This is a genomic window from Domibacillus sp. DTU_2020_1001157_1_SI_ALB_TIR_016 (assembly GCF_032341995.1).
GTDB classification, from domain to species: domain Bacteria; phylum Bacillota; class Bacilli; order Bacillales; family Domibacillaceae; genus Domibacillus; species Domibacillus indicus_A.
In genome coordinates, this window is record NZ_CP135439.1 from 1639900 (window position 1) to 1662377 (window position 22478).

Sequence of the window (22478 nt, forward strand, 5' to 3'; positions counted from 1 at the left end):
CGGCTGCTGCTGCAGCCGGCTTTTTTTGGGATTTTAAATTTTCTCAGTTGAATGAGCGTCACGGTAAAAACTCAACGCTTTACTAGTGAAGGAGTATGTGGACGAGGATAATTGGAATTGTTTGTTACGCTTCCATTGCCTGTTCGTTTTCCTGATCGTTACGCATTAAATAAAGCGTGAAGAGATCTTTCGGTACTTCATATAAATCGAATACTGCTTCGTTTTGATTTAATTTAGCATACACATCGGGCCGTGTTTCATTAGCCAAAACAACATAGGGCAGTTTTTCTGCCGCTTTGCGTGAGCGTATATTCACTTTGCGAATGGACATATAAACCGATTCAATATCCATTTCATAAAACAGCTCTCTGAAAAACTCTTCTTTGGCTGGTGCATTGTAGCCTTTGCCGTGATAAGGCTTGCCGAGCCACGTGCCGAGAAAGCCGGCGCCATTTTCAATATCATACAAGTTGATCGTGCCGATTGGGCTGCCCCATTCGTCAAGAATCGTTCGCGAAATCAGTTCACCCCGTTCTTCCGCTTCAATCGTTTGCTTGGTGGCAAACACAAACTCCTCGTATGAGTGGACTTTTTGGCGCACAAAAGGGAACACATCCGGGTGCGTCATCAAATCAAATAAAACATGACTTTCATGAACATCGCGTTTCTTCAACATTTTCTTTCCCTCCTCTGTTTTACACAACGAGGGCATAGCGGTTCATACGTGCCGATCCACCCTCGAAATTTTTTAAAAAACAAACAAGACCGTCACAACTGCAGCCTGTCCATAAAAAAATTCCGGGATGGGAATCGAACCCATTAGAACCGATAGAAGAAACCGGTGGCGCACCATTTGCCTTCCCAATACAACTAGCATTAAAATGTCGTCGTTAATCACATCATATAAAATTTTTACCCATTTGAAAATAGATTTTAACCTCAAATTAAAAATTTTTTCGACATGATTTTAAATTTTAATTGAAAATGAATATCATTATCGTATAATTAAGAGAAAATTCAGTATGCACCGCATAAAAGGAGAAGAAATAGAATGAAAAAATGGATCAAAACAACGACGATTTTGGCAGCGGCGGCTTCACTTGCTGCGTGCAGCCAGGAAAAAGCGGCTGAACCTGCTGAGACGGAAAAAACACCAGATTTATCCAATGTGACAGAAGAGTACCGAGCGTATGCCATTAGTGAAATAGATGCATTTGTAACCGAGACTGAAGGTTTTGCTGAGGCAGTCAAGTCAGGCGATATCGAAGAAGCAAAAGCCGCGTATGCGCCGGCTCGTATGCATTATGAGCGTGCGGAGCCAATTGCCGAAGTATTTGGCGATTTAGATCCGAAAATCGATGCGCGTGAAGGTGATGTTCCCGAAGCGGAGTGGACAGGCTATCACCGGATTGAAAAAGGACTTTGGGTTGACGGCACAACAGAAGGCTACGAACAATATGCGCAGCAGCTCATCGATGACACAAAGCTGCTTCGTGCAAAAGTAGAAACAGTTGAAGTAACACCGGATCTTTTAATTACAGGAGCCGTCGATTTATTGAATGAAGTGTCGACATCGAAAGTAACAGGTGAAGAAGACAGGTATTCACATACGGACTTGTATGATTTTGCAGCAAATGTAGAGGGAGCGGAAAAAATCTTTACCCTGCTGCAGCCGGAACTGAAGAAAAAGGATGAAGCGCTGTCGACTGAAATCGAATCGAAATTCGATGACGTATACACCCTGCTCAACAATCAGAAAAAAGGCGATGCTTATACGCTGTATACAGATTTATCCGAGTCAGAAATTAAAGAACTCAGTCAAGCGATCGATGCGCTTGCAGAACCACTTTCACAGCTGGGCATTGTAACGGAGGCGTCCTAAAGTGGAAAAATTTTTAAAGAAAGAAATATCGCGCCGCAGTGTTTTAAAAGCGGGCGGTATTGGTGCAGCCGGTTTGTTCATTGGCGCGTCTGGCGCCGGCAGCCTGCTGTCGCTTGGCGCTTCTGCCTCTGAAAAAAGTACAGGCACGGTGTCCTTTTACGGAACACACCAGGCGGGCATTACAACGCCTGCTCAAAATCATCTGTACTTTGCGGCATTAACCTTAACCACAACAGAGCGGGCAGAAGTGATCGCTCTTTTCAAAGAATGGACAGCTGCTGCTGCTCAAATGGCCGAAGGAAAATCGATCGGCCGGCCGGCTGAAAATGAACTTATGCCGCCTGAAGATACAGGGGAAGCAGCCGGCCTTGACGCTTCCAATCTGACAATGACCTTTGGGGTAGGCCCGGGCTTTTTTAAAAAATTAAATGTAACGAGCCGCCAGCCGGCAGAGCTGAAAGACCTTCCGTCTTTTTCGTTTGATGCGATTGAAGAACAGTGGTCAGGTGGAGACGTCTGTATTCAGGCATGTGCAGATGATCCACAGGTCGCGTTCCATGCAGTGCGCAATCTCGTTCGCCTTGCCCGTGGGAAAATGCAGCTGAAATGGACACAGGCTGCTTTTCAGCGGACGAAACAAGCGAATACGGAAAATGAGACACCGCGTAATTTATTCGGCTTCAAAGACGGGACTGGAAATCCAGATCATACAAGCAAAAAAGCAATGAGTGAGCATGTCTGGGCAACAGATGGCTGGATGGCCGGAGGCACCTATATGGTTGTGCGCCGCGTACAGATGTTTATCGAAGTGTGGGACCGGACTACATTGAAAGAACAGGAAGCGACATTTGGGCGCCACCGCTCAAGCGGTGCACCGCTGGGAGGGAAAGATGAATTTGAAAAAATTGATCTTTCTAAAAAGGACGAAACAGGCCAAAAACAAATACTGCCGAATTCTCATACAGCGCTTGCGCATGGAGACGGAAGCATCAAGATTTTGCGCCGATCGTATTCCTACGCGGATGGACTGGATCCAAAAACAGGCAGCTTTGATGCAGGACTTTTGTTTATTAGTTTTCAGCGGAGCATTCAAAAGCAATTCGTGCCGATTCAAACACGCCTGGCAAACAGTGATAAGCTGAATGAATATACGATTCATCGAGGAAGTGCCGTGTTTGCCTGCCTGCCCGGTGTGAAAAAAGGAGGCTGGCTCGGTGAAACGTTTCTTTCTTAAGGTGGCTGCTGTTTTCGTTATTATATGCGGAACAGGAATACAAAGTGCCTCAGCAGCAACGGATACGGACGCTTTATTTGTGCCGGTTGGCGATGCGATGATGGATGCGAAAAGGGGTGACTTTGCGGGAGTCGTCGATAATATGGCGGCCTTTCAAACAGAGTGGGACAAGCTCGGTGTAAAGTCTGATGAGGTAGACTCCGCTTTCTCATCTGCCCAAAAAGCAGCCCAACATAAACATCAGGAAGATGTACAGGCGTCATTGAAGCAGCTGTCATCGGCTCTCGTGCGTGTGGACGAACAGCTCAATCCGGTTGACCAGGATGCAGAGCGCAAAAAAGTCGCCGCTCTCCTGCCTGTTCTGGCAGAAATGAAGAAAAGTGAAGTGACGGAGGTGTCTTATCGTTCTTTTGAATCAGAATGGAATGCGGTTGAAAAAATTGTAAATGCAGAGAGTACAGCCGCCTATGGCGATATTGAAACGAATATGGCGCTGCTTCGGATTTCTGTTGTGAAAGAGCCGTCCGACCCGGCCGAAATCAAGCGGGCTGTCGGAACACTTGAAGAAGCGATTAACCGCTACTTGAACGGCACAGAACAAGGTGCTGCAAAGAAAGCGGACCTGACAGAATATGCTGCCCTTCTCAAGCAGGCAGAAAGCGAAGCGGGAGGTGGGCAGAGCAGTGCCGCTGCTGCGACACTTACAGCCGCTATTTCAATGTGGCCTTCTGTTGAAGGAGCCGTTCAAGTAAAGGATGCTTCTCTTTACAGCGATATTGAAGTAAAGATCCCGGAAGCGGCCGGCCTGCTATCTTCCCAGAATCCAGATAACGAAAGGGCAGCAGAAATGATTGCAGGCATTGAAGCCCGCCTGGCACCGCTTGCTGATGCTTCCTCTTACACATGGTGGGATGCCGCGCTTGTTCTTCTTCGGGAAGGACTTGAAGCGGTACTTATACTTTCCGCTCTGCTTGCCTTTTTGTCAAAAACAGGACAGGAGCGGGCGAAAAAATGGATCTGGCTCGGGGCAGGGGGCGGCATTTTGGCCAGTGTGGCTGCCGCTGTTTTATTGAGCCAGGTGTTTACAGGCCTTGCGGGTGCTGCCGGCCGTGAATACATGGAAGGGCTGACGGGTATCGCCGCTGTTGTGATGATGATTGGGGTTGGTACCTGGCTGCATGGAAAGTCAAATATTGCGAAGTGGAACGCTTTTGTGAAGCAGTCGGTGGGAAAAGCCGCGGCGTCAGGAAGCATCCTGTCATTTGCATTTATCAGCTTTTTATCGGTGTTCAGAGAGGGCGCCGAAACGATTATTTTTTATGCCGGCATGGCACCGGATATGAGTGCAGGGGCACTTGCCGCCGGTATTGCCCTTGCTTTTTTCATTGTGTCAGCCGTTGGGCTGATCGTGATCAAGTACAGTGTTCGCGTACCGATGCGCCTTTTTTTCACGGGCGCCGCTCTGTTAATCTATGTATTGGCTTTTAAAATTTTGGGTAAAAGCATTCATTCTCTTCAGGTTGCCGGAGTCATCGATACTCATACAGCTTCAGCTGTGCCGTTTATTGATGTAATTGGCTTATACCCGACGCTTGAAACGATGCTGCCGCAGATTATTCTACTTATTATCATTGTCATTTTGGCACTTTGGTTTAAAAAACAGGAATCAGCTGCTTGACAGTATATCGAAACAAAGTTCATAATGGTAACAACATTCGAATAAACCTTTCCGGGGCAGGGTGCAACTCCCGACCGGCGGTGTTGGGCGTTAAGGCCCTCAGTCCGTGACCCGCATCATGTGCATGCGGTGGATCTGGTGTGATTCCGGAGCCGACAGTGAAAGTCTGGATGGGAGGAAAGGATAGTGTACGTTTTCTGAATTTTTGGAAGGGAAACGTTTATTTCTTGATGCTAAAAGCCCCGTATTGACTGTCAATGCGGGGCTTATTTTTGTCTAGCTCCAGGCGCCATCGGAGGTCCACACGATGTGGATCACAAAAGCATTGCAGCATGATGCTGCGTTTTAGCTTTTGTTCCTTATGAGCCGATAAGCAGGCGCCTTGCGCTTTTCTTGTGTACAGGCGGTATTTTGACTAAGGAGGATGGCTCTTCTCGTGAATAAAGAACAATATATGAATCTTGCTCTTTCGCTCGCCGAAAGCGCGGCTTATCAAACATCACCAAACCCTCCTGTGGGCGCAGTTGTCGTTAAAGACGGCCGAATTCTCGGAATGGGTGCTCATTTAAAAGCAGGAGAAGCTCATGCAGAAGTGAATGCGCTTATGCAGGCGGGTGATGCGGCACAGGGAGCAGATATTTATGTAACACTTGAACCGTGTGCTCATTTCGGCAAAACACCGCCTTGTGCAGATCTTATTATTCAAAAAGGTTTGCGCCGTGTGTTTATTGCTGCGGTTGACCCCAATCCGCTTGTAGGCGGCAAGGGTATTCAAAAGCTTCAGGAAGCTGGTATTGAAGTTGAAACTGGCGTTTGTGAACAACGGGCACTTGAAGTATTAACACCATTTTTTCATTTTATCCAAACAAAACGGCCTTATGTGACGATTAAAACTGCTGTTACCGCCGACGGCAAAACGGCTGCCCATACCGGGCACAGCCGCTGGATCACAAGTGAAGCCGCCAGAGAAGACGTACACCTTCTCAGAAGCCGTCATGATGCCATCCTAACAGGTATCGGCACGGTCCTGCTTGACAACCCGCTCTTGACTTCCCGACTGCCCCAGGGAGGAAAAAACCCGATTCGAATTTTACTGGATACGCATTTGCGCGTTCCGCTTGATTTTCACATTGTTCAAAACAAAGAAGCAAAAACGATTATTTTCTGTGCGTCCGATGCCCAGACAAAAAAACAGCGTGCATTAGAAGATGAAGGGGTTACGGTGATCCGCCTGCCTCATATGTCAATTGATGCGGTGCTGGATGAGCTCGGCAAAATGAACATTATGACACTGTTTGTAGAAGCAGGTGCTGAAATGAACGCCTCCTTTTTAGACATCGGTGCGTTTAACCGGCTCATTATGTATATGGCGCCAAAACTGATCGGCGGCAAATCGGCTCCATCTTCTTTTGGAGGGTTGGGCGGATCGTCGATGGATGAAGCACTCGACCTTGCTTTTGTTTCAATGGAGCAAGTAGGGCCGGACTTGAAAATTGTCATGGAAAAAAGGTGATCCTATGTTTACAGGAATTATAGAAGAACTTGGCACAGTCGAACGAATTGTGCGCGGCGGCCGGTCGCTGCAGCTTACCATTGCCGCCAAAAAAGTGCTGGAGGACGTTCACCTTGGCGACAGTATTTCAGTCAGCGGTGTTTGTTTAACCGTTACGACTTTTACAAAAACTCACTTTACCGCCGATGTAATGCCTGAAACCTTTACATCTACCGCTCTTGCTGCTCTTACGCCGGGAGCGCGTGTGAATTTAGAGAGAGCGATGGCGGCCAATGGCCGGTTTGGCGGACATTTCGTCTCCGGACATGTGGATGGCGTCGGCCATATTGTTTCAAGAAAGCACGAAGAAAATGCCCTGTATGTGACGATCTCATATCCAGAAGAGCTGAGCCGCTACTTTTTGTATAAAGGCTCCGTCGCTCTGGATGGAACTTCTTTAACGCTTTTTGGGGTGACAGATGAAGGGATTACCGTATCTCTTATTCCGCACACACAGGACGAGACCATTTTAGCTTCTAAAAGTGTGGGTGATCCGGTGAATATTGAGTGCGACATGCTCGCGAAATATGTCGGCAGTATGCTGGAGAAAAAAGAAGCGCCGAAACGCGGCGTTACGATGGATTTATTAAAAGAGAGCGGTTATTTGTAAGGAGGAATATCCATGTTTTCGACAATTGAAGAAGCGATTGCGGATTTAAAAGAAGGTAAAGTCATCATTGTAGTGGACGATGAAGACCGTGAAAACGAAGGCGACCTTGTCGGCATCGCCGAACTTGTGGACGGTGCCATGATTAATTTTATGGCAAAAGAGGGCCGCGGCCTTATTTGTGTGCCGATTGAAGAACAACTTGCGAACCGGCTTCAATTCCACTCAATGGTGGAACGCAACACGGACAGCCATGGGACGGCGTTTACAGTCAGTGTTGACCATATCAACACGACAACCGGCATCAGCGCTTTTGAACGGGCGGATACCGTAAAAGCGATGGTGGACGATGCGTCTGTGCCGGCTGACTTTAAACGTCCGGGCCATATTTTCCCGCTGATTGCCAAATCAGGCGGTGTGCTGCGCAGAACCGGCCATACCGAAGCTGCCGTAGACCTTGCCAAGCTTGCCGGACACAAGCCGGCTGGTGTGATATGTGAAGTAATGAATGATGATGGAACGATGGCCCGCCTGCCGGAGCTTGAAGTGATGGCGGAAAAATTCGGCCTGAAAATGATCACGATTGAGCAGCTTGTTGCTTACCGCCGCGGTCGTGAAACGCTTGTCCGCCGCGAAGCGGATATTCAGCTTCCAACGGATTTTGGGCAGTTCCGCGCGGTTGGCTATGAGGAAGATTTAACAGGCCAGGATCATGTAGCTCTTGTAAAAGGAGATATTTCTGGTGATGAGCCGGTGCTTGTCCGTGTTCATTCAGAATGCCTGACAGGCGATATCTTCGGCTCACACCGCTGCGACTGCGGACCGCAGCTTCATGCTGCCCTTGCACAGATCGAAGAAGAAGGCCGCGGCGTGCTGCTTTATATGCGTCAGGAAGGCCGGGGTATCGGGCTGATTAACAAGCTGAAAGCATACGAGCTTCAGGAGCAGGGCTATGACACGGTCGAAGCAAACGTAAAACTCGGATTTAAAGACGATCTGCGTGATTACGGCATCGGCGCCCAGATTTTGCGTGACCTTGGCATTTCCAAAATGCGGCTGTTAACAAACAATCCGCGCAAAGTTACCGGCTTAAACGGATACGGTCTTGATATTGTCGAGCGTGTGCCGATTGAAATGCCGGCCAATGATGCTAACCGCAGTTATTTAAAAACGAAAATCTCAAAGCTTGGCCATTTATTACATGTAGAAGAGGGGAATAAATAATGGGAAAAACATTTGAAGGACATTTAATTGGAGCAGGATTGAAAGTAGGCATCGTTGCCGGCCGTTTTAATGAATTTATTACAAGCAAACTTATCGCAGGAGCAGAAGATGGATTTATCCGCCATGGCGTAGACGCAGACAACATTGATATCGCCTGGGTGCCGGGGGCATTTGAATTGCCGCTCGTTGCAAAAAAAATGGCGGAAAGCGGAAAATATGACGCTGTGATTACACTTGGTGCTGTTATTCGCGGAGCCACTGCTCACTTTGATTATGTCTGCAATGAAGCAGCAAAAGGAACTGCCCAGGCTGGCATGCAAACGGGAGTACCTGTCATCTTTGGACTTTTAACAACAGATACGATTGAGCAGGCGATTGAACGCGCTGGGACAAAAGCAGGCAATAAAGGCTGGGATTCAGCGATGTCTGCTATTGAAATGGCGAACTTGCTCCGCTCATTTGACGCGTGATATAATGGCTCTTGTGGCTGGCTGCCAGGCATTCGTCTGACAGCACAGCGGGTAGGGAGAGGGCGCTTTACAGTAAGCAGGTTTTAACAATGAATGGAGGAATTTTTAAGCTTCGCGAGCACGGAACAACCTTCGCGAAGGAATGGTCTGCGGGTGTAACGGGTTTTTTAACCGTTATTTACATTATCGCAGTGAATGGGCTCATTTTATCTGAAGCGGGCATGCCATTTGAAGCTGCTGCTGCCGCAACAATCGTGTCAGCGGCTGTAGGATGCTTGATTATGGCGCTCTGGGCAAATGCCCCGATCATTATCGTGCCGGGCATGGGGATCAATGCCATGTTCACATATACGTTTGTCCAGGAGATGGGCATGACATGGCAGCAGGCACTTGGCGTTACTGTTACATCGGGTCTTTTATTTGCCGTCGTGACATTTACGCCGCTTGCCGCCAAGTTAAACAGCGTGGTGCCCGCATCTTTAAAAGAAGCAATTACGATTGGCCTCGGTTTATTTCTGATTGTGATCGGCGTCGAGAAAGCCGGATTTTCCTGGGCGGCTCTTCTGACGCTTCTTTTAGCGGTGATTCTTTATTGGCGCAAGGTGCCGGGAACGTTCATCTGGGTGATTGCAGCCGGAACCGGCATTGCCTGGCTGTTCGGCAGTCTCCCGGAGGCATCGGGCAGTGTTGGGATCAAAAGCTATGGGGAAGTATGGGGTGCCTGGGCGATTCAAGGTCTGTCCCCGTTTGTTTTTATACCAGCGGTTTTTTCGTTGACGATGGTGCTGCTGTTTGAAAACATCGGGCTTGTGCACGGGCATTTGAATTTGGCCCGGCAGCCGGAAAAATTCAAGCGTGCCATCCAGGCAAATGCTGCTTCTGTTGTGGCAAGCGGGCTGGCCGGATCAAGCGCGAATGTATCAGCTGTGGAAAGCGCAGCGCCTATTGCATCCGGCGGGCGGACAGGTTTAGTGCCGCTGACGGCTGGACTGCTGTTTCCGCTCGCTTTTATCGCAGCGCCATACTTAAATATGGTACCGGGTTCTGCGGTTGCCCCGATTTTGATCATTATCGGTACGCTGATGACGATGAACATCCGCCGCCTGCCCGTTTCAGACTGGACTGAATGGATTCCAGCCCTGGCGATTATCGCCATCATACCGCTTACCTCAAGCATTGCAGATGGTATTGCGGCTGGCTTCATTTTGTATCCGATTTTAAAAGTGACCCGCGGGCGATTCCGCGAAGTGCCTGTTTCGATGTATATTATCGCGGTGCTTTTCCTAATGAATACAATTGTTCACTAAAAAAACCCGCCTCCTGCAGGCGGGTTTTCAGGCTGCCCGCAAACGCCCGCTTTCGGCGTCACTTGCCGGCTGCGAATGCTCATGACCCGAAAAAGGTCACTCCGCTGCCCAGCCGGCGGCGTTCCTGGAAAGACAAGCGTTTTCAATCAGCCTGCTTTCTTACTTTGTCTACATTCTCAAACCCGCCTTCTGCAGGCGGGTTTTTTCTTTTGTTAAAAATGGCACAAACCCTTTCGAAATGCAACACCAATGGGTTCAAATCTGCTATACTAAACAACAAATCAGCTGTGAAAGAGGGAGTTATGTTGGAGATTTCGTATATTAAAGGCCATGGGTCGGGAAATGATTTTATTTTGATCGATGAGTGGACGAATGCATATACATTTACAGAAGAGAACCGCCGCGATCTCGCTTTAGCGCTTTGCGACCGGGAAAAGGGCATTGGAGCTGACGGAATTGTATTTGTAATGGAAAGCGCGCATGCCGATGCGAAAATGCGTATTTTTAACAGTGACGGTTCGGAAGCGTCCATGTGCGGCAACGGGCTGCGTTTGCATGGACGGTACGTGCTGGATAAACTTGGGGAAAATGAGATTATCGTTGAGACAAACAAAGCCGATCTTTATGTGAAGCGAGACGGCGATATTTATGAAGGCGTGCCGGCATACCGTGTTCAAATTTCACCGGTCCTGTTTAATCTTGCGGATCTGCCAATGACGATCGGAAAAGAACGTTTGTTTGATGAAATGGTGCCTGAACTGTCTGATTCGATCCGGTTCTCTGCGCTCGCCGTACCGAACCCTCATTTAATTGTTGTGGCAGACCGGGAGCTTATTGCTTCAGATGAGCAAAAACGGATTTCAGAAATGCTGAACGGGAAAAACGACATTACGCCAGATGGTGTAAACGTCAGCTTTGTGTATCCAATCCAAAAAGGAGCGCTGTATGTGCGGACGTTTGAGCGCGGCGTTGGCTTCACCAATGCATGCGGTACAGCGATGTCCGCTTCTACGCTGACCACATGCCAGCTCGGTTTAAACGACATGGAAGCGCCTATTGATGTATACAACAATGGGGGGAAAGTCCGCTGCGAAGTGCATGTGCATGAAGACGGACAATATTCTATTGATTTAATCGGAAACGGAACGTATATGTTCGGGGGTACAATCAGCATTGATCTTGATACGCCGGCTCATTTTACCGTTCATAACCAGGAGGCGTTTGCTGAACAAAACGCCTATGAGCAATTGCGCGAGGAAGTAGAAGCGTATCTGGCTTCAACCGTTTTTTAATCCAGGAAGGTTTCCTGGATTTTTTGAACGGGCAAGGCGTTAAAAACCTTTACAGCTAAGAAAGGAAGATTGCGATTGCAGCAAAAAAACTCGCGCGCCTACGCTTATTACGGCTCACTTGTGCTGTTTCTCGTCCTGTTTACGTGGGGATTTTTCGAAGTGGTCGAAGCCCTTCAAACGAATGAAGTGGCGGCGTTTGACACGAAAATCATTAACGAGGTACAGTCATGGATCAACGAAGGCCGGACAGCGCGGATGATCTTTTTCACCAATCTTGGTTCCGTCCTATTTTTCAGTGTGGCAACCGGGGTTATTTCTCTTTTTCTCGTGATCCGCAGACGGTATGGATGGGCGCTGTTTTTTGTACTGGTAAATGGCCTTGGCGGCGCGTTTAATCATTTTTTAAAAGAGCTGTTTCAGCGTCAGCGGCCGGATATTCTGCCGTTAATTGAACAGGGCGGCTACAGCTTTCCAAGCGGTCATTCTATGGGATCTTTTATTTTTTACGGGGCGCTTTCTTTTATGCTGTTCCGGCTTGTACATGGAAAGTGGAAAAAAACCGTATCGGCGCTTGTGGCAGGCTCTATGATTTTTTTAATCGGCTTATCGCGCATTTATCTCGGTGTTCATTATCCAAGTGACGTAGCGGCCGGCTTCTCCATAGGTGCTGCCTGGCTGTTTTTTTGGATTATGCTGTTTCATTTTACTGAATATCGACTGGCCCGCCGGCTTTCTCCTCGTTGAGAAAGCCGTTTTTTCGTTTATAAGAGCCAATCTTTTGGCTGAATGGGCCGAAAAATCGGCTGATACCCAGACAACTCCCTTTTATGTCAGCTTTTTCATTGTTGGCACAGTGCTTGCAATAAAATAAACGAATGACCAATTAAAAGGAGGAATTAACATGAAAACAACAGCCGTAAATGAACCAAACCAGCAGCCTGGAGCAACAACAAATATGAAAGCAGCCGTCGTAAATGAATTTAAGCAGCAGCTCGAAGTAAAAGACGTACCCAAGCCCTCGCCAAAACGCAAAGAGGTGCTGGTTAAAATTGAAGCGTGCGGTGTATGTCATACCGACCTCCACGCAGCCCATGGTGACTGGCCGGTCAAGCCAAAGCTGCCGCTTATTCCAGGCCATGAAGGTGTAGGAATTATCGAAGAAATTGGTGAAGGGGTCACCTCTTTAAGGACAGGAGACCGGGTCGGTATCCCCTGGCTGTTTTCCGCATGCGGCGAATGTGAGTACTGCCTGCAGGGACAAGAAACGCTTTGCCCTCATCAGGAAAATGGCGGCTATTCAGTTGATGGCGGCTATGCTGAATATTGTGTCGCACCAGCTGATTATGTAGCGAAAATTCCAGATGGCCTCGATCCAGTTGAAGTAGCTCCTATCTTGTGTGCGGGCGTAACAACATACAAAGCATTAAAAGTATCAGGAGCAAAGCCAGGCGACTGGGTTGCGATTTACGGAATTGGCGGCCTCGGCCATATTGCGCTTCAATATGCGAAAGCAATGGGCTTTAACGTCATAGCCGTCGATATTGCAGATGAAAAGCTGGAACTCGCCCAAAGTTTAGGAGCGGATGAAGTAGTAAACGGTATGAACGAAGATCCTGCCGATGCCATACAGGAGAAAGTGGGCGGTGTACAGGCGGCCATCAGTGTAGCGGTGACGAAAAAAGCGTTTGAGCAGGCATACCGTTCTGTTAAACGCGGAGGCACACTTGTTGTCGTCGGCCTTCCAAATGATGAATTGCCAATTCCTATTTTCAATACCGTTTTAAACGGCGTATCTGTAAAAGGCTCCATTGTCGGAACACGACTCGATATGAAAGAAGCGCTGGAGTTTGCGGCACGCGGTAAAGTAAAAGCGCAGGTGGAAACAGCGCCGCTTGATGAGATTAACACCGTATTCGATAAAATGACACAAGGAAAAATTAACGGTCGCATTGTGCTGACTTTGTAAGCGTCTCGGTTGACATTCAAGTTGGGAACCGTTATTTTGGAAATGTAAGCGTTTTATATAATGGTTTCCATCATTCAAAGGGGGAAGGGTATATGATTTACGCAAATCCAGGGCAGGAAGGATCAAAGGTTACATTCAAGCAAAGATACGAGAATTATATTAATGGAGAGTGGACAGCGCCGCTCAGCGGCCAGTACTTTGAAAACATCACGCCTGTTACAGGTGAAGTATTTTGTGAAGTCGCCCGCTCTCAGGCTGAGGATATTGAGCTGGCTTTGGATGCCGCCCATGCTGCAAAGGATGCGTGGGGGAAAACATCCGTCGCCGAGCGCGCCAACATTTTAAATAAAATTGCTGATCGTCTTGAAGAAAACTTGGAAACGCTGGCGGTTGCGGAAACGTGGGACAACGGAAAAGCGGTTCGTGAAACATTAAATGCCGATTTGCCGCTGGCCATTGACCACTTCCGTTACTTTGCCGGAGCAATCCGGGCTCAGGAAGGTTCCTTGTCACAAATCGACAATGACACCGTTGCGTATCATTTCCACGAGCCGCTTGGTGTAGTCGGGCAGATTATTCCGTGGAATTTTCCGCTCCTCATGGGGGTGTGGAAGCTTGCACCGGCTCTTGCTGCTGGAAACTGTGTAGTCTTAAAGCCGGCTGAACAGACTCCAGCGTCTATTCTTGTATTTATGGAGCTGATTGAAGATCTGCTCCCGCCTGGAGTCGTAAACATTGTCAACGGCTTTGGACTTGAAGCCGGAAAACCACTGGCCTCGAACAAACGAATTGCTAAAATTGCTTTTACCGGCGAGACCACAACCGGACGCTTGATTATGCAGTATGCATCGCAAAACTTGATTCCAGTTACGCTCGAACTCGGCGGGAAATCACCGAATATTTTCTTTGAAGACATTATGGAAAAAGATGATGCGTTTTTAAACAAAGCGGTTGAAGGGTTTGTTATGTTTGCGCTCAATCAGGGAGAAGTGTGTACATGCCCATCCCGTGCGCTCGTTCATGAAAGCATTTATGATCAGTTTATGGAGCGGGTCATCAAGCGGGTGAATGAAATTAAAACAGGCAACCCGCTTGATACGGATACGATGATGGGGGCACAGGCTTCAAACGAGCAGATGGAAAAAATCCTTTCTTACCTGGATATCGGCAAGCAGGAAGGTGCTGAGTGCCTGGCAGGCGGTGAGCGAAACACGGTCGAAGGATTGGAAAACGGCTATTATATCAAACCGACTGTTTTTAAAGGCAGCAACAAAATGCGCATTTTCCAGGAAGAAATTTTTGGGCCTGTTGTATCGGTGACAACGTTTAAAGATGAAGCAGAGGCGCTTGAAATCGCCAATGATACATTGTACGGACTGGGTGCCGGCGTTTGGTCCCGCCATCAAAACCGGGCATACCGGTTTGGGAGAAACATTCAAGCGGGTCGCGTTTGGACAAACTGTTACCACCAGTACCCGGCACATGCGGCATTCGGCGGCTACAAGATGTCCGGTATCGGCCGTGAAAATCATTTGATGATGCTGAATCATTACCAGCAGACGAAAAACCTGCTTGTCAGCTACTCAGAAGATGCCCTTGGATTCTTTTAAATCAGAAAAGCGCTGCCGCTTTAGCGGCGGCGTTTCTTTCGTAGGAGGGGAACAGGATGGTTGACCGTGTTACCGCAACACCGGCTGCTCTGGCGTTAATTGATCAATTGAGGGCAAAACACGGACCGCTTATGTTTCATCAGTCTGGCGGGTGCTGCGACGGCAGCTCGCCGATGTGCTACCCGGACGGAGAGTTTATAACGGGTGATGCGGATAAAAAGCTTGGTGAAATTGGCGGGGTACCCTTTTATATTAGTGAAGCCCAGTATGAATACTGGAAGCATACCCAGCTTATTATCGATGTTGTAGACGGGCGGGGAGGCATGTTTTCTCTTGAAGGACCGGAAGGAAAAAGATTTCTGACAAGGTCACGCGTATTTACAGAAGAAGAGAGACGTGAACTGAATCAATAATTGAAGAAAAGCCTCCATAGAAAGGAAGCTTCAGGCTGTTGACAAACGCCTGCTTTCGGCGTTACTTGCCGTCTACGAATGCTCATGACCCCGAAAAGGTCACTCCGCTTCCCAGCCGGCGGCGTTCCTGGAAAGACAAGCGTTTTCAATCAGCCTGCTTTCTTACTTTGTCTACACACTGAAGCCTGCCGGACTTCGCGCCCCTTAGGGCAGTGCGGGAGCCCCTCGGCTGCGCCTGCGGGGTCTCCCGACTCACTGTACTTCCCGCAGGAGTCTTCGTCCGGCAGGCTTCACTAAGTGGTGTTGAAGATCCATAAGCAAAGAACGAATAGAAATTTCCCTTTTTTAAACAGAAAGATACAACCTTATTCGCTCTATACCATCTTGTCGCAAGCCACTTGGCGGCGGGAGGGCGGCGCAGACTCCTATGGGACTAGCGGGCAGCTGAGACCAATGAAGCCGCCAGGCGAAGTCGGGCTCAGCGCCTGCCCCATGGAAAGCGGAGCTGCCTGGACGCCGCCGATTATCCCATTCATGTGCACGGTCATCCATATAATTTTCTAAAGTCTGAAGCCTCTATAGAAAGGAGACTTTTCGGGTTTTGGCTGCTGAGCCATTGACGATGTTACGTTTCATTTAAATAATAACGGATTTTCCGTTTGGAGATACCGAGCCGATCAGCGGTCTGTGCCCGGCTTCCGGCCGTCTCCCGGAGCGTTTTTTGAATAAATGCCTCAGCCACTTTTTTTTCCATCCCTTTCATTTCCTGTATCAGTTCATCAAGCGAAATGGGCTCGTTTCCCACATATAAATGGGCTATGTAATCAGAAAACCGGCGCCATTCCTGGTCGAATGACGGCGCAGGTGCCGCAGCCAGTCTTTTCGGAGAAAGCTTTTTTGTCATTTTTTGAGGCAGCATCTCTGGCGTAACAAACGGCTCCTCTGGATAAAGCGCCGCCAAACGCTGCAGAAGATTCACCAGCTCGCGCATATTGCCGGGCCAGTTATACCGCATGCATATCTCCATCGCTTCGGGTGAAAAAGAAAAAGGGAGGCGTTGTTTTTGTTTGTATGCTTCTATAAGAAGCGGAATATCTGACTGCCGTTTACGCAGCGGAGGGATCACTAATTTCACAACGTCAAGCCTGTACAGCAAATCTTCCCGGAAAGCGCCATCTGCCACCGCTTGCTCTAAATTCGTATGGCTCGCGGCAATGATGCGGGCATTTGTACGCTTTGGTGCAGGGTCGCCGATTTTAAAAAATTCGCCTGTTTCCAGTACGCGCAGCAGCTTTACTTGCGTCGCAAGGGAGGCTTCAGCAATTTCATCTAAAAACAGCGTTCCGCTTCCCGCCGTCTCCACGTATCCCGCCCGGTCGGAGGCGGCACCGGTAAAAGCGCCTTTTGTATGGCCAAACAATTCACTTTCAAGCAGCGACTCGGAAATGGCCCCGCAGTTCACACCGATAAAAGGTGCCCCGTCCCGGCTGCCGGATTGATGCAAAAAGCGGGCCAGCACTTCTTTGCCGGTGCCGGTTTCCCCTTCAATTAAAACCGTAATCTGTTTGGCAGCGAGTTTAAAAGCCAGACGGTACAGATCATGCATGTCTGGACTTGTTCCTAAAAAAGCACCGGCGGCCAGTGCTGCCTGTATGTAATCTTCTTCCTCTTTTTGTGCCGTTAACTCATCAAGCAGCTCCTCTATCGCTTCAATATGTTCAAACGGTTTTTCCAAAAAATCTTCCGCGCCAAGCTGGATGGCTTCTACTGCCATCCTGACAGTGCTGTAGCCCGTCATAATAACTGCTTTGCAGCGAGGTGCTTTTCTTTTAAGTTCTTTTAAAAGCTCAAGGCCGTTCCGGTCGGGCAGCCGTACATCTAAAAAAGCCACATCAAATTGGTCAAGGCGGGAAAGCCGGTCAAAAGCAGCGCCGCTTCCTGCATACGTCACCTCCATTCCTTTCATTTGAAAAAGCCTCGTTAGAAAACGGCCGATTTCCTGCTCATCATCGACAATCAAAATATGAGCCATGCTGTTTACCTCCCCTTTCTTCTTGGAATGGCCAGGGTAAATGTGCTGCCTTCATGCAGCCTGCTTGTTACTGTTAATGTTCCGCCGTGTGATTCAGCAATACCAAGGCTTACCGATAACCCGAGCCCGGTTCCTTGATGGGCGGATTTAGTGGTGAAAAACGGGTGAAAAATATCATCCAGTTTTTGGGGCGGGATGCCACAGCCATTGTCTGCCACCCGCATATAAACGGAGTGCTCATCGGACTCAGTCCAGGCAGACACTTGTTTTGCCGTTTCTTTTTCTAAACAGGCGTCCTTCGCGTTTAGGAGCAGATTAACGGCGATTTGGCTGAGCTGCTGAATGCTTCCGTCAATAAGAGGCAGATCTTCATCCAGCTCAACCGTTAATTCAATCCGCTGCTTTTCCATTTGCCGGCCGGTCAGGCGCAATGCTTCATACAGGGCATCGTTTAAGGAGCAGGGAATGAAAGAAGCGGATTCCTGGCGGGAAAAAGCAAGAAGGCTGCGGATAATCGCCCGGCACCGTTTTCCGCATTCCTCAATGTCTGTAAGAAGCGGCTTTGTTTCACTGGTGGAAAGCCGAAGTAAAAGCTGGGTATTGCCAATAATCGCGGTTAACGGATTGTTTAATTCATGGGCTACGCCCGCCGCCATTTCGCCGATTGCCGCCAGCTGGCCGGAATGAATAATTTGCGCCTGCATCAGCTGTTTTTCTGTAATGTTTTTTAAATACACAATCACACCATCTATTTGTCCATCATCAAGCAGCGGATAAAGGGCACATTCAAACATCTGGCTTCCAATCGATACTTCCTCCATATGAGGTTTTACTTCCTGAACGGTTTGTTCAAAAAGCTCCGCTGCTAAAAAAGCGAAGACGCTTTTGGCCTGGGGCCAGTTCGCAGCTGCACTGTCATTTTTCGTTAAAATGGTTCCGTTCAGGTCGGTTATGACAATAGAGTCCGCTACCGCGCGAAATGTCGATTCCCATCTGGACTTGCTGAGCAGCACCTCATGGTAAAGCCGGGCGTTTTCAATACAAACGGCGATTTGTCCGGATAAATGACTGAAAAAAGCCCGGTCTTCCTGGCAGAAAGCTGCCGGTTCGCGCGAGGCAAGCCCGATTACGCCGGTTATCACGCCGCGGCTTCTGAGCGGAAACAGCCAGACAGAGCGAAGCGAGAGCGCTTGAAACGCTTCACATTCAAAAAAGGAATCTGCACCACTCGGGACATAAAGAACATCCTGCCCGGTTAAAAACACTTCTGAATAAAGCGAGCCATCAGCCGGAAAAGCCGTTCCTCCCGGCAAAAAAGCGGCTTGTTCCGGGTATACATCAGCTATTCGAAGTGAGCCATCCTCCCAGACAGCCAGACTGAGCCGGTCAATCCGGTATACCTTCTCCAGCTTTTTCTGCGTATGCTTCAGCATCGTTTGAACGGACATCTCAACATTAAAGCTGCGCATCATCTCATTGATGACTTCAAGCTGGCTGTTTTTCTTTTGCAGCTCGTCAACGGTCCGCTTTAACTCTGTATAATAATTCCGTTTGGATGATTGGACGCCCGTCAGCAGCCGGATCATATCAGGCCGGTTCATGACAGGGCCCTCCTTAACAGAGCGGCGACTTCCTCCGCTGAAATATCGCGTGGATTGGTAATCATGCAGGCGTCCGTCAGGGCAATTTCACTCATTTCTGCGATGGCTTCCTCTTCAAATCCCATCTCTGAAAGAGAAAGCGGAGCCCCGATATCAACGGCAAGCTTTCGAACGGACTGGATGGCCCTTTCGCCGGCGGCGATATCAGAAAGTCCGGTTACGTCTTCTCCCATTAAAACGGCCATCTCCCGAAACTTTTTCGGGCAGGCAATTAAATTAAATTCCATCACGTGCGGGAGCAGAACGGCGTTAATGTCACCATGCAAAAACGGATAGCGGCCGCCGATCGTGTGGCTCATCGCATGGGCGGCTCCGAGGATAGCATTGGAAAAAGCAAGCCCTGCCTGGAGACTGGCCATCGCCATTTTTTCTTTTGCTTCTTTGCTGTATTTTGAAGCAACGGACGGGCGCAAATATTGAGACGCAAGAAACAGGGCATTTTTCGCCTGCACATCTGTCATGGGAGTAGCCGCCATACTCACATAAGATTCAATCGCATGCGTAATCACATCAAGGCCCGTGGTTGCGGTCAGGCGCGCACTTTTGGTGGCCAGAACATCCGGATCGATCAGGGCAATATCAGGAACGAGCGACTTCGAGACAATCGTCATTTTTTTCTGGCGTTCACTGTCCACAATGACGGAAAACTGGGAGACTTCTGATCCGGAACCCGCCGTTGTCGGTATCATTACAAGCGGGGGAAGAGGATGCAGGATGCGGTCCACTCCTTCGTAATCTCGAATATGCCCTCCGTTTGTTACAAGAGCGGCGGCTGCTTTTCCCACATCAATCGGACTTCCGCCGCCTACGCACATAATGGCATCACACCCATGCTCTTTATAAACACGGGCACAGGCAGCCGCTTCGGCATCGGTTGGATTTACAGATACATCATCAAATAAAACAGCTGCAAGTCCTGCATTGCGGCAGCTCGCTATTACAGGCTCTGCCCAGCCGGCATCTACAACGCCGCGGTCTGTTACGACAAGAACGTGACGGGCACCAAGCCGCTGGCAGCTTTCACCTGCCTGTGAAATGGATCCGCTTCCAAAAATCACTTCGGGCATCACAAATTTGTACATGCAGTTCACATCCGTTTCTTTCCTTGTTTGTTCTATTGTAACACTCCTGCGTATAATGAAGAAAAAGGAAATGAGGAAAGTGCATGTGTTTAATTGCCATTGCTCATCAGGTGAACAGGGATAAACCACTGGTTGTAGCAGCAAACCGGGATGAGTTTTGGGGGCGGCCTGCCCTGCCTTCTCATTGGTGGGAAGAAGCGCCCATATTGGCCGGCCGTGATGTAGAAAGGGACGGGACCTGGATGGGAATTTCTAAAACCGGGCGCTTTTGCGCACTCACCAATTACCGCGACCCGGGGGAAGACGGGGGCGAAAAGCGGTCACGCGGCCATATTGTCCGTTCGTTTCTAGAAAGCCATCTGGAAGCAGAGTTGTTTTTGAAAGAACTTGACCGGGAAAGAAATCGTTATCCGGGTTTTAATGTGATTGCCGGTACGGCTGAAGCATTATGGGTGTACAGCAGCCGATCCGGAAGCCGTCCATTTCGGCTGCCTCCGGGGATTCATGCGATCAGCAATGCCTTTTTAAATACGCCGTGGCCGAAAACCGTAAGAATCAAGAAAAAAATGGCCCAATCAATGGACAGTAAAGAGAAGCTGTTTTCGATGCTGCAGGATGGAAGGGCAGCAGCAGACGAAGACCTTCCAAATACCGGCATATCTCTCGAGTGGGAACGGCTGCTGTCTTCTATTTTTATTGAAAGTGCCCACTACGGCACACGCTGCTCTACCGTTCTTGAAGTAAACAGCTGTAAGAGAGCCGTTTGGACAGAACGGACCTTTACACCGGGGCAGCCATTTGAAGAACGAACCTTTACATTTGATTTTTTCTAATAACAAAATGTGCAAAATTCAAATAGGAAGGACAAAAGAAATGCCACTTAAAAGAAACCATGATCCGAGAAAAAATGCCCAGCTTATTGACTCTTATTTTAAAAACGGTGTCCCGCTGTCAGAAGTTGTCCAGGAAACAGATGCGCTTTTTTTCGCTTCAGCGGCAGGGTGGAAGCCGATAGAAGAAAGAAGATCGTTGTTCGACCGGCTCAAACGGTTATGGACCAGAGGTGAAGAGCCGCTGAAGCTGCATCATACGCTCGTTAATGAAACAGGCGCTTACCCGGACTGGAAACCGGTATTAGACCGGGAATACCAGGTGCTTGAAGAACGGGCCGTCCATACCGTTTACGTAAAGCCGGGAGAAGACATTCAAGCAGCGCTTGCCGGAGGGGGCAAAACCGTTAAACTCTCAGAAGGCACATACATTGTGGATGAACTGCATGTGCCGTCCAACACCATCGTCAAGGGAGCAGGAGCAGGCAAAACGATTTTAAAGCTGCGGGATACGGCGCCAAAAAGAAGCTTTGTGATCACAAATGAAAATCATGTCAAAGGCAACCATCACATATTAATAGAAGGCATGACGCTCGATTGGTCGCTTGAACGGCTGCATCCGGATGAAAAATCAGCAAGCGGCAATAACCGCTCAAGCTGTGTGACCTTTGCGAATGTAGCCTACGGCTGGATACGAAATTGTGATGCCATCAATCCTGGCCTTCACTGCTATGATGTGTCTTCAACGTTATATGATTATTCAGGGGACGGACACCGTGCCCGGGGCGGCAGCCGTTTTGTCTGGATTGACGGATGTACGGGTTCTGGCTTTGGGGATGACGGGGTTACGACACACCATAGTGACTATATTTTAATCTCTAATTGCTTTATGTGTGACCCGTCGGGGCGAAGTCATAAAAAAGGCGTTTCCAATTCGAATGGCTTTGAAGTCGACGACGGCTCGCGCACCGTCTGGCTCGTGAATAATGTGTCGGCCCGCTGCTTTGGCGGTGTTGAAATTAAAGCCCATGAAACAAGTTCAGCAGCAGCGAATGTTCATATTATCGGCCACCTGTCCGAGAACGATAACCGGTCATTTAATTTCCGGCATATCGGCCATCACACGGCAGAAGACCCGGATTCTAAAACAGCTCGCTTTATCACTGCGACACGTATCGTTTCCATTCGGCCTGTTTACACAGAGCTGTATGCTGTATCAAAGCCGCGTGTTTTAACTGTGTCCGCTTACCATCATGTTGTGATAAACGGGCTGCGTGCGATCGGTGATCCGGCTTATGATTATAAAAATCTGCCTGTCGCGGGTATTCAATATAAAGCAAAATATGTGTATATTCGGGATATAGAAATGCGTGATTTTGCGACGGCCGGGGCTGCGCTGAAAGTTTTTGGCGGCGACAACAGAGCTGATTATGTAACGATAGAGAATGCCCGCTTTGCGAATTGCGGAGCATGCCCGCTCTCGATTGCAGTAGATATGAAAAGTGCTTCGCCGAAAAACACGACAACCGCTTGAAACGAGCGGTTGTTTTCTATAATATAAGAATAGTATGAAAATATTATTTTATTAAAAAAATAATTCCTCTTAATTTTCCAAAAGAGAGGGTTGTATTCCACTCG

19 protein-coding genes and 1 riboswitch are annotated in these 22478 nt (G+C 48.7%); of the genes, 15 read left to right on the plus strand and 4 right to left on the minus strand.

The genetic code is table 11. From position 1 onward, the window contains the following. Window positions 1–124 precede the first annotated feature (124 nt). Complete coding sequence (locus RRU94_RS16260; protein WP_309087964.1) at window positions 125–676, minus strand: GNAT family N-acetyltransferase; 552 nt, start codon at window positions 674–676, stop codon at window positions 125–127. A gap of 375 nt (window positions 677–1051) precedes the next feature. Between RRU94_RS16260 and efeO the strand changes: the two genes are divergently transcribed. The 13 genes from efeO (at window position 1052) to RRU94_RS16325 (ending at window position 15235) form a co-directional block, all read left to right on the plus strand. After that, window positions 1052–1882: an iron uptake system protein EfeO gene (gene efeO, locus RRU94_RS16265; RefSeq protein WP_315695769.1), complete on the plus strand. Its 831-nt coding sequence runs from the start codon at window positions 1052–1054 to the stop codon at window positions 1880–1882. 1 nt (window position 1883) lies between these two features. Beyond that, window positions 1884–3116 (plus strand): iron uptake transporter deferrochelatase/peroxidase subunit, encoded by a 1233-nt coding sequence (efeB, locus tag RRU94_RS16270; protein WP_315695771.1) that lies wholly within the window; start codon window positions 1884–1886, stop codon window positions 3114–3116. Further along, the gene (locus tag RRU94_RS16275; RefSeq protein WP_315695773.1) at window positions 3097–4794 is read left to right on the plus strand and encodes an FTR1 family iron permease; all 1698 of its coding nucleotides are present in this window, start codon (window positions 3097–3099) and stop codon (window positions 4792–4794) included. Before efeB ends, RRU94_RS16275 begins: the two co-directional genes overlap by 20 nt. 43 nt (window positions 4795–4837) lie before the next feature. Continuing rightward, a riboswitch (FMN riboswitch) is annotated at window positions 4838–4980 on the plus strand. Between the two features lie 250 nt (window positions 4981–5230). Continuing rightward, the gene (ribD, locus tag RRU94_RS16280) at window positions 5231–6307 is read left to right on the plus strand and encodes a bifunctional diaminohydroxyphosphoribosylaminopyrimidine deaminase/5-amino-6-(5-phosphoribosylamino)uracil reductase RibD (RefSeq protein WP_315695775.1); all 1077 of its coding nucleotides are present in this window, start codon (window positions 5231–5233) and stop codon (window positions 6305–6307) included. Window positions 6308–6311: 4 nt separating this feature from the next. Then, entirely contained in the window at window positions 6312–6956 is a 645-nt protein-coding gene (gene ribE, locus RRU94_RS16285) for a riboflavin synthase (protein WP_315695778.1), read from the plus strand. Window positions 6957–6968: 12 nt separating this feature from the next. Next, a complete protein-coding gene (locus RRU94_RS16290; protein WP_315695780.1) occupies window positions 6969–8177 on the plus strand; it encodes a bifunctional 3,4-dihydroxy-2-butanone-4-phosphate synthase/GTP cyclohydrolase II in 1209 nt (402 codons plus the stop codon). Further along, entirely contained in the window at window positions 8177–8647 is a 471-nt protein-coding gene (gene ribE, locus RRU94_RS16295; protein ID WP_251270778.1) for a 6,7-dimethyl-8-ribityllumazine synthase, read from the plus strand. The genes RRU94_RS16290 and ribE (RRU94_RS16295) overlap by 1 nt, the downstream gene beginning before the upstream one ends. Before the next feature lie 89 nt (window positions 8648–8736). Continuing rightward, window positions 8737–9954, plus strand: coding sequence for an NCS2 family permease (locus RRU94_RS16300; protein ID WP_315695783.1), 1218 nt, complete (start codon window positions 8737–8739; stop codon window positions 9952–9954). Between the two features lie 305 nt (window positions 9955–10259). Continuing rightward, window positions 10260–11246, plus strand: a complete 987-nt coding sequence (gene dapF / locus RRU94_RS16305; protein WP_410493047.1) for a diaminopimelate epimerase — start codon at window positions 10260–10262, stop codon at window positions 11244–11246. A gap of 75 nt (window positions 11247–11321) precedes the next feature. Continuing rightward, a complete protein-coding gene (locus RRU94_RS16310) occupies window positions 11322–11990 on the plus strand; it encodes a phosphatase PAP2 family protein (RefSeq protein WP_315695787.1) in 669 nt (222 codons plus the stop codon). 211 nt (window positions 11991–12201) lie between these two features. Then, window positions 12202–13212, plus strand: a complete 1011-nt coding sequence (gene adhP, locus RRU94_RS16315) for an alcohol dehydrogenase AdhP (protein WP_315696002.1) — start codon at window positions 12202–12204, stop codon at window positions 13210–13212. Between the two features lie 92 nt (window positions 13213–13304). Beyond that, window positions 13305–14822, plus strand: coding sequence for an aldehyde dehydrogenase (adh, locus tag RRU94_RS16320; protein WP_315695789.1), 1518 nt, complete (start codon window positions 13305–13307; stop codon window positions 14820–14822). Between the two features lie 56 nt (window positions 14823–14878). Beyond that, window positions 14879–15235 carry a DUF779 domain-containing protein gene (locus RRU94_RS16325; RefSeq protein ID WP_315695791.1) on the plus strand — a complete coding sequence of 119 codons (357 nt, stop codon included), beginning with the start codon at window positions 14879–14881 and terminating at the stop codon, window positions 15233–15235. Window positions 15236–15860: 625 nt separating this feature from the next. On the opposite strand, the gene RRU94_RS16330 is transcribed toward RRU94_RS16325, so the two are convergent. Genes RRU94_RS16330 through RRU94_RS16340 form a run of 3 tightly spaced genes read right to left on the minus strand, consistent with a single transcriptional unit; the run spans window position 15861 to window position 20010 of the window. Then, entirely contained in the window at window positions 15861–17267 is a 1407-nt protein-coding gene (locus tag RRU94_RS16330) for a sigma-54-dependent transcriptional regulator (protein WP_315695794.1), read from the minus strand. Between the two features lie 5 nt (window positions 17268–17272). Next, complete coding sequence (locus tag RRU94_RS16335) at window positions 17273–18868, minus strand: GAF domain-containing sensor histidine kinase (protein ID WP_315695796.1); 1596 nt, start codon at window positions 18866–18868, stop codon at window positions 17273–17275. Then, window positions 18865–20010, minus strand: coding sequence for an iron-containing alcohol dehydrogenase (locus RRU94_RS16340; protein ID WP_410493035.1), 1146 nt, complete (start codon window positions 20008–20010; stop codon window positions 18865–18867). Before RRU94_RS16340 ends, RRU94_RS16335 begins: the two co-directional genes overlap by 4 nt. Before the next feature lie 83 nt (window positions 20011–20093). Here RRU94_RS16340 and RRU94_RS16345 point away from each other — a divergent pair, with 83 nt between their 5' ends. Both RRU94_RS16345 and RRU94_RS16350 read left to right on the plus strand, forming a co-directional pair. After that, complete coding sequence (locus RRU94_RS16345; protein WP_315695800.1) at window positions 20094–20843, plus strand: NRDE family protein; 750 nt, start codon at window positions 20094–20096, stop codon at window positions 20841–20843. Window positions 20844–20883: 40 nt separating this feature from the next. Further along, window positions 20884–22374 carry a polysaccharide lyase domain-containing protein gene (locus RRU94_RS16350; RefSeq protein ID WP_315695802.1) on the plus strand — a complete coding sequence of 497 codons (1491 nt, stop codon included), beginning with the start codon at window positions 20884–20886 and terminating at the stop codon, window positions 22372–22374. The last annotated feature ends 104 nt before the right edge of the window (window positions 22375–22478 follow it).